Origin of the sequence: Methylobacterium sp. Leaf85 (assembly GCF_001422125.1) — a bacterium.
GTDB classification, from domain to species: Bacteria; Pseudomonadota; Alphaproteobacteria; order Rhizobiales; family Beijerinckiaceae; genus Methylobacterium; species Methylobacterium bullatum.
Map to the genome: position 1 here is coordinate 98,929 of NZ_LMME01000008.1, position 7,024 is coordinate 105,952.

Genomic DNA, 7,024 nt, shown 5'->3' on the forward strand with positions numbered 1-7,024 from the left:
GTATGCCAGCGACATCAGCATCCAACGATGGTCAAGCAAGCGCGGAGATCGATCCGCGCAATTTCAGGCTCAACGCGCTCTTTTTTCAGCGGCTATGGGGTCTTGTGCATCCGTACTGGCTCACTCGCGCCTCGCTATTGTCTTGGCTCTTTGTCAGCATTTCGATTGCGGGTAGTTTGGGATATAGCGTGTTTGGCGGATACATCACAGTATATACCGCAGAGAAAACAAATCTTCTTCTCAATAAGAGCGTTGATTCCTTTTGGTGGATCGTCTCGCTGCTGACGATGCTGGGACTGGCGCGCTCGTACTCTACAGTAATGAGCTCTTTTATGAGCAATTTGGTCCAGATCCGTTGGCGCCAGTGGCTGACCGCCAACCTTATTGAGAAATATCTGTCGCGTCGCACCTACTACGAAATTGCTTCGACCTACAGTATCGACAATCCTGACCAAAGGATTCAAGCAGAGGTCACCCCATTCTGCCAAAGTGTTCTAGAATTCCCCCGGCAATTGCTTAGTGCAAGCTTCGATGTGACGGTACAAGTCGTCATCCTAGCCAGCATCTCGAAAGGGCTTTTGGCGGCAGCTTTGTGCTATGTCGTTTGTAATTTTGTGCTGAATTACGTTATCTATCGGCCAACGATCAAGCAGCACTGGGACTCCACTGTAGCGGAAGCCGATTTGCGCTACGGTCTTCTCCATGTGCGCGATAACGCGGAGACCGTAGCATTCTTTCGGGGAGAAGCCGCGGAGAGCAAGCATCTCAACGGTCGACTAGGCACCGCGATCGCGAAGCAACTCCGGATCGTCTATTATGGTGCCTTTCTCGGCGGGGTGAGCCACACGGTTGGCGCTGTGTGGCAGTTAATGCCGATCGTGTTCCTAGCGCCACTCTACCTCAACGGAACGATCGATTTTGGATCCATCGCAGCGGGTACCGTTTCGGCGCAGATGATCGTCGGCAGCCTTGGAGTCGTCACGCAGTTCATCCCCACGCTGGTACGAGCCGCACCCGAGATCGTCCGTCTCGCCGAGATCCAGGAAAAGTTCGATGCAATGGCCGTTGAATCCGAAGCCTTCTCGCTGACTCAGATCACGGTCCGACACCGTGCTGGCAGCGGAATCTGCTTACATGACGTCACACTCAAAACCCCCGGCGGGGAGCGCGACCTCATCGAGGCACTTACCCTCACTATTGGTGAGGGAGAGCACCTTCTGATCGTCGGTCAGACGGGTGTTGGCAAAAGCTCGCTCCTGCGAGGCATGGCGGGACTCTGGACGCGAGGGGCGGGCATGATCGATATGCCAACTCCCTCAGAAATGATGTTTCTGCCGCAGCGGCCCTACATGGTTCTCGCCGATCTCCGTACGCAGATTGTGTACCCAAACCAGGATAAAATCGACTTCAGTGATGCCGACCTTCAATCACTCCTCGAGCAGGTTTGCCTGCCCAATCTCATCTCGCAGGTCGGCGGCCTCGACGCGCGCCGCGATTGGGCCCGGTTCCTCTCTCTGGGAGAGCAGCAGCGTATCGGCTTCGCGCGTGTTTTGGCCGCAAAGCCGCGCTTTGCCTTCCTCGACGAAGCAACAAGCGCGCTGGACCAGGAGACGGAGAAGTCTCTCTATGAGGTTCTCCAGCGGTCAGGCACCACGTTCATTAGTGTGGCTCATCGCCCTAGCGTCTTTGCTTTTCACAAGCGCGTCCTTCGCTTAGCGGCTGATGCCTGGAGCATCGAAGACATCGATGGTTCTATTTCCGGTAAGGCCGCCTAAATAATTATAATCGTTCTGCCGTGCCGCTTAGACCAGAGTGCTCAAAATCTGGGACCGAAGTGATTAGTCGTATTCTCCGGTCGATATCAAATGAGTTATCTCGATGGTGATAATTTGGTTTTCGCAGTACAATCGATTCTGAAAGATGTCCTGTTGTGTTCTCGCGCTATCGTATGACTTATGACGTTGGAGCCATCGTCTGGAGCTGGAGTTCGCTCTATGCCGGCGTGCGCGACGGTCGACTGAGCTCAACTCTGCATCGCCATCGCACGCGATGGGGCTCGTTCATTGATCAGGCGACCGCTGTCCTTCCATCGTGGCGTAGACGTGGGCGTTGCGAAACCCCATCGTTCGAGACAAGGGCCGCAACCGGGGATCATGGCATCCTAAAGCCGGATAGGCCCGAAAGCCGTCCATCGCCACGTCAAAACACGATGGTGTTTATCGTTCGGTGACTACCGCATGGAGGCCGCCCGATCGCTCCAATTTGGGGGCTCGTCTGAAACTTCAACAAAGGCCAGGGGCGACTTTGGAGCGGATCGACTTCCTCGGGATCCAAGCGTTCCTCAGCATTGCCAATTGGGGTGGGTTCAACCGCGCCGCGGCGAGCCTCAACCTGTCGCAGGCGGCGTTGAGTCATCGGCTGAAGAAGCTGGAGGACGAGCTCGGTGTCAAATTGATCGCCAGAACGACGCGGCAAGTGTCTCTGACGCCTGCTGGTGTCGAGCTTCTGCCAAAAGCACAACGCATCGTGGATGAGCTGTCTCAGCTGTTCGATACGCTTCGCCAAGAGGGACGTGAGAAGCAAGATGTCGTCCGGTTTGGTTGCGTGCCGACAATTGCTGCTTGCCACCTGCCGGCCATCCTGCGCGCCTTCGGCAAGACCCATCCGAACGTGTTGGTCCGCATCATCGATGACTCGGCTACCGCCATCATCGACCACGTTAGGGCTGGCGATGCGGAATTCGGTATCACAATCATGTCCGCGCAGCACTACGACCTCGACATCGCCCCGATCCACCAAGAAGCCTTTGTATTGGTATGCCCGGCCAACCACCGGTTGGCCGGGGCAAAGGCGGTGACGTGGTCTGAATTGCAGAGCGAAGCAATGATCAAAATCGGAGGACAGACCGGCAATCACCTTATCATCACCACCGGTTTGGGCAGGCGGTACACCGACATGAACTGGGTCTATGAGGCGCATCGCGGGACCACGGCTATCGGTATGGTATTAGGTGGTCTCGGCGTCACCGTCATTCCGCGCCTCGCCTTTCAATCAGCGCATCAAAGCGGGCTTGTCGCGGTGCCGGTCCGGGCGCCCAGCCTCTCGCGAACGATTGGAGTTGTCACACGGTGCGGAGTTACGCTTTCGCCGGTAGCCGACAGCCTTTCTCGGGCAATCCGGGACTATTTTGCTGCAATTTGAGCTTCCTTCAACAGCGAATGCCTCATCGACCTAAACCGTTTGGTGCAACAGAAAATTATAATGCCGACCAAACCTATTATTTCATAAATTTCATGAAAGTAGTAAATCTATTCATTTGTTTCGTACTCAGGATAGCGTTATCAGTGACTAAGCATCACTCCAGCAATCCGGTGACTCATCGGAAAGTGGATGGGTGCGACCTGCAGGGATAGCAAATATTTCATCGATATGCTCGTGATAGTCTTGCGCATCCGTTGATAAGGATGATCAGTGCTATGAGCTGTTATTCGAGATGGATTTGGTAGATCCGAAATGAAAACCATCGTCGTTCGCAACATCCCCCGTGTAACACCTGAAGTGGCTTCGACCTTGGCCAAGCATGGTGTTGCCACTGTTCATAAGGCCCAAGGACGGGTCGGTCTTCTCAAACCCTACCTGCGTCCAATCTGGCCTGGCGCAAGTGTGGCGGGGAGCGCCGTAACCGTCTTGACCCAACCCGGCGACAATTGGATGCTCCATGTTGCCATTGAGTAGTGCAATCCAGGCGACGTGCTCGTCGTCGCCTGCGTTACCGATAACACCGATGGGATGTTTGGCGAACTGCTCGCCACTTCGTTGAAGGCCCGTGGTGGTATAGGGCTGGTTATCGACTCGGGCTGCCGTGACGTACGTAGGCTTAAGGAGATGGGCTTCCCAGTCTGGTCGCGTGCGATCTCGGCGAAGGGCACGACGAAGGCGTCTCTCGGCAGCGTGAATCTCCCGGTCGTCTGTGCTGGAACTCCTATCCAGCCCGGTGATGCGGTCGTGGCGGACGACGATGGTATCGTGATCGTGCCATACCGGCTTGCTGCGGACGTAGCTGCAAAAGCGGATGCCCGTGCCGAAAGCGAGAGCGTCAAGCGAAGCCGCTTGGCATCAGGTGAGCTCAGCCTCGACCTGGGCCGAATGCGCGAGGGCCTTGCTGCGGCCGGGCTCGAATATCTCGACGAACTCCCTGCCTAAGCCCCTAAACCACCGGCCGGCGGGGCGTTCAGAGAGCTTCAGGGCTAACTGTAATCAGACTTCAACACGAAAGCGGAATAATCTCATGAAATACGTTCTTCTCGTTGGCGCATCTCTGTCCGTGACTGTCCCAGCCGTTGCACAGGGCACTCATCAGCGGCAGCCGGGTGCCGTTGCTCCACTCATTGTGCAAGAGCCGAACAGCACCGGAAACGACCGCGATGTTGTCACCTCGCGCGGTGCCAATGGCGCAGATACGGTGACAACAGACTCTGCTGCTGGTGGAAACGCTGCAAGGCCTGAACAGCGCATCCCCAATAGCAGCGCACGCTGAAACCGGTTGCCAGGATCGAACCGCGTTGTCGACGAAATCGACCACGCGGTTCCTAACTTGGCAAATTTTCATTCATTCAACCGAGACTGACCTGATTGGAATCTGTCCTGGTTGGTGGTGTCGCTGAAGAGCTGTCAGCGGAAGTCGCCGGGTCGGAGCAGGGTGCGAAAAGCCAGCTCGAACTCAAGAGATTCCCGATTTCCCACCATACGATCGTCCAATTGGGTCGGGTGAAATGAAGGGCCTCAATGTCAGTTTGCTGGCCGAGATGACCGGATTGGCGTCATCAGGGCCATTTCCTGTACGATCGAGACTTCGGGACCCTTTATAAACCAGGCACCAAATGCATGATCAATCTTCGACGAGATGGCCTGGAAACATTTTCGGTACCTGTTTGGAAATGCTCGCTCCTAATTGGTAGCGCCAGAGTTTCCAGATGCTGTTGATACCTAGCGGAGCGATGGGCGCAACGATTTCACAATCACGTCGGTTTTTGGCGAAGGATGTAGGCAAAGGCTGCGCTATAAAATCTTATTAAGATATGCCAAAAATGGCGATTAACGCTGTACCGATTATTATAATGCCTTCCTTAATCACTAAGATTGCTCGATTGGAATGTCTCGCTTAGCAACTGCAAGCGTGCCATCGTTCATCATGACGAAATAAATGCCAGCCTGACAAAGTGTTGTTAGAATTTTTGTAAGTGATCTGGGCGCGTGCGGCGCGATCCTTTCTTCCAGTCGCTTGACCGTGGAGAGCGAAACACCACTGGATTCCGCCAGAACCAACATAGACCAGTCTAAAAGGGCACGAGCGGCGCGTACGTGGCAACTCCGTATCGCTTCCACCCCAACGTCATAGCGAATGATGCTGTTACCCACTGTCGTGGTCCTTTGTGACTGCGCTTCCTGAGTGGTTTGCCCTGCGGCCCCGCTGGATAGGCTTTGATCGGCCAAAAAATTATCCGGGTATTCGAGTCCCCTCAGCTCAATCATGAGCAGATAACGATGTGCTTCACCTCTCGGCATACGCTACAATCTGCGTTATTTCGCGAAATTCGCAACAGATCTGTTAGCCGGAGACCAAACTTTGAGACCTGCGGCGTTATCGTTAAGTTCGGAGACGGTATACAGGACGCAAAATGCTTGAAAACTATTATTTTTAGTCCTAGCGCGCAAATGAATTGCTCGTTTGCGATTGCTAGACGCGCTCTTGGAAGAGCTTCTCGTAATCGCTCACTGCTTGTAATCATGCAAGCCGATGCATCCAAAGCGCGAGTGTCTTTCGTATTATGAACTCTGGTGGAAAGTTGAGGCGGCTCCTTGGGCCTGTCATCGCCTGAACGGATGACAGGGGCTCGCGTTTTCCTCTCTCTGAGGAAGGAAGGAGAATCCTGAGTGACGCACGATGGTTTGAGCTGGGCCCGCTGATGAAGGCCTGCCGGTCTAAAACCAAGACGCCTCCGCAGGATGTGCAACGCACTCTCTTAACCATTCTCTGCCGGCAACAGAGCCGGGCCAAATGGTGCGCCATTCTGGTGCATCTGGGTCCCTGGTGGCGGGACACGCCCGGATCTTTATCCGCTTGTCCCGTGCCGGCGTCTGGGAGCGGCTCCACAGGTTCGTGCAGCAGCGAGGCGTCCAACTCGGCATGGTGTTCCTCGACGGTACGAACATACATGCACACCAGAAGGCGGCCGGTGCCGCTAAAAGAAGGGATCTGGGGCCGACCGAAACGCTCGTGAGGCTCTTAGCCTCTCGCGTGGCTGCTATAGCACCATGGCATGCGTGATCGCCGACGGGCGGCGCCCCGCCATCGCGTTGCGGCTGGCGCTTAGAGCTGCATCCGATCAGGCCGGGTCAAAAGCATCGTACCCGGCGGCCAGGAGGTAGGCCCGGCATTCGTCCAGGGTGAAGCGCGTGAAGGCTTGTTTGATGGTGTCGCAAAGGTCCGCGACCGTGCGAGCGGCCTGGTCCCGCAAGCGAGCCCTTAGCTTGGCAAAGGCCAGTTCGATCGGGTTCAAGTCTGGCGAGTACGCCGGCAGATATAGCAGCCGGGCGCCCGCCGCCTCGATGTGCTCGCGGATGTCGCTGTCCTTGTGAGGCGGCAGGTTGTCGAGCAGAGCCGTGTCACCGTACGTCAAGGTCGGCACCAGGGGCTCCTCGACATAGCGGCGGAAGCGCGCCCCGGTCATGGGGCCATCGAAGAGTGCGGTCGCCGTCAGGCCGCTCGCCCGCAGCCCTGCCGTGACCGTGATGGTCTTCCAGTGCACGAACGGCACGGCCACCCGGCAGCGTTTGCCGCGCGGAGTCCATCCTTAGCGACGCGCCACCCTCGTCTTAGTTGCGGTCTCCTCCAGGAACACGAGCCTGTCTGTGTAGGGCGGTGACAAAACCATCCACTGGAGCGTCGGCGGGGTGCTGATGCGGGCGGAGTAAAATCCGGCCAGTGGAGAAGCTTCTCTTTCGAGAGGAGCTGAGGATGTTT

The 7,024-nt window shown here is 56.1% G+C and carries 3 protein-coding genes and 3 pseudogenes; 4 read left to right on the plus strand and 2 right to left on the minus strand.

Annotation, left to right across the window (positions count from 1 at the left end; all coding sequences use genetic code 11):
• Positions 1-2 precede the first annotated feature (2 nt).
• The 3 genes and pseudogenes from ASF08_RS07545 (at position 3) to ASF08_RS07555 (ending at position 4,203) form a co-directional block, all read left to right on the plus strand.
• The gene (locus ASF08_RS07545; RefSeq protein ID WP_082473114.1) at positions 3-1,775 is read left to right on the plus strand and encodes an ABC transporter ATP-binding protein/permease; all 1,773 of its coding nucleotides are present in this window, start codon (positions 3-5) and stop codon (positions 1,773-1,775) included.
• A gap of 529 nt (positions 1,776-2,304) precedes the next feature.
• Positions 2,305-3,201: a LysR family transcriptional regulator gene (locus tag ASF08_RS07550; RefSeq protein WP_056143333.1), complete on the plus strand. Its 897-nt coding sequence runs from the start codon at positions 2,305-2,307 to the stop codon at positions 3,199-3,201.
• A gap of 312 nt (positions 3,202-3,513) precedes the next feature.
• A pseudogene (locus ASF08_RS07555) lies at positions 3,514-4,203 on the plus strand (4-carboxy-4-hydroxy-2-oxoadipate aldolase/oxaloacetate decarboxylase).
• Positions 4,204-5,133: 930 nt separating this feature from the next.
• Here ASF08_RS07555 and ASF08_RS24630 read toward each other — a convergent pair.
• Positions 5,134-5,565: a helix-turn-helix domain-containing protein gene (locus ASF08_RS24630; RefSeq protein WP_156629498.1), complete on the minus strand. Its 432-nt coding sequence runs from the start codon at positions 5,563-5,565 to the stop codon at positions 5,134-5,136.
• 362 nt (positions 5,566-5,927) lie between these two features.
• On the opposite strand from ASF08_RS24630, the pseudogene ASF08_RS25700 reads away from it, so the two are divergent.
• Positions 5,928-6,369 (plus strand): annotated as a pseudogene (locus ASF08_RS25700) (transposase); the annotation flags it as partial.
• Positions 6,370-6,386: 17 nt separating this feature from the next.
• Here ASF08_RS25700 and ASF08_RS07560 read toward each other — a convergent pair.
• A pseudogene (locus tag ASF08_RS07560) lies at positions 6,387-6,911 on the minus strand (IS630 family transposase); the annotation flags it as partial.
• Positions 6,912-7,024 lie beyond the last annotated feature (113 nt).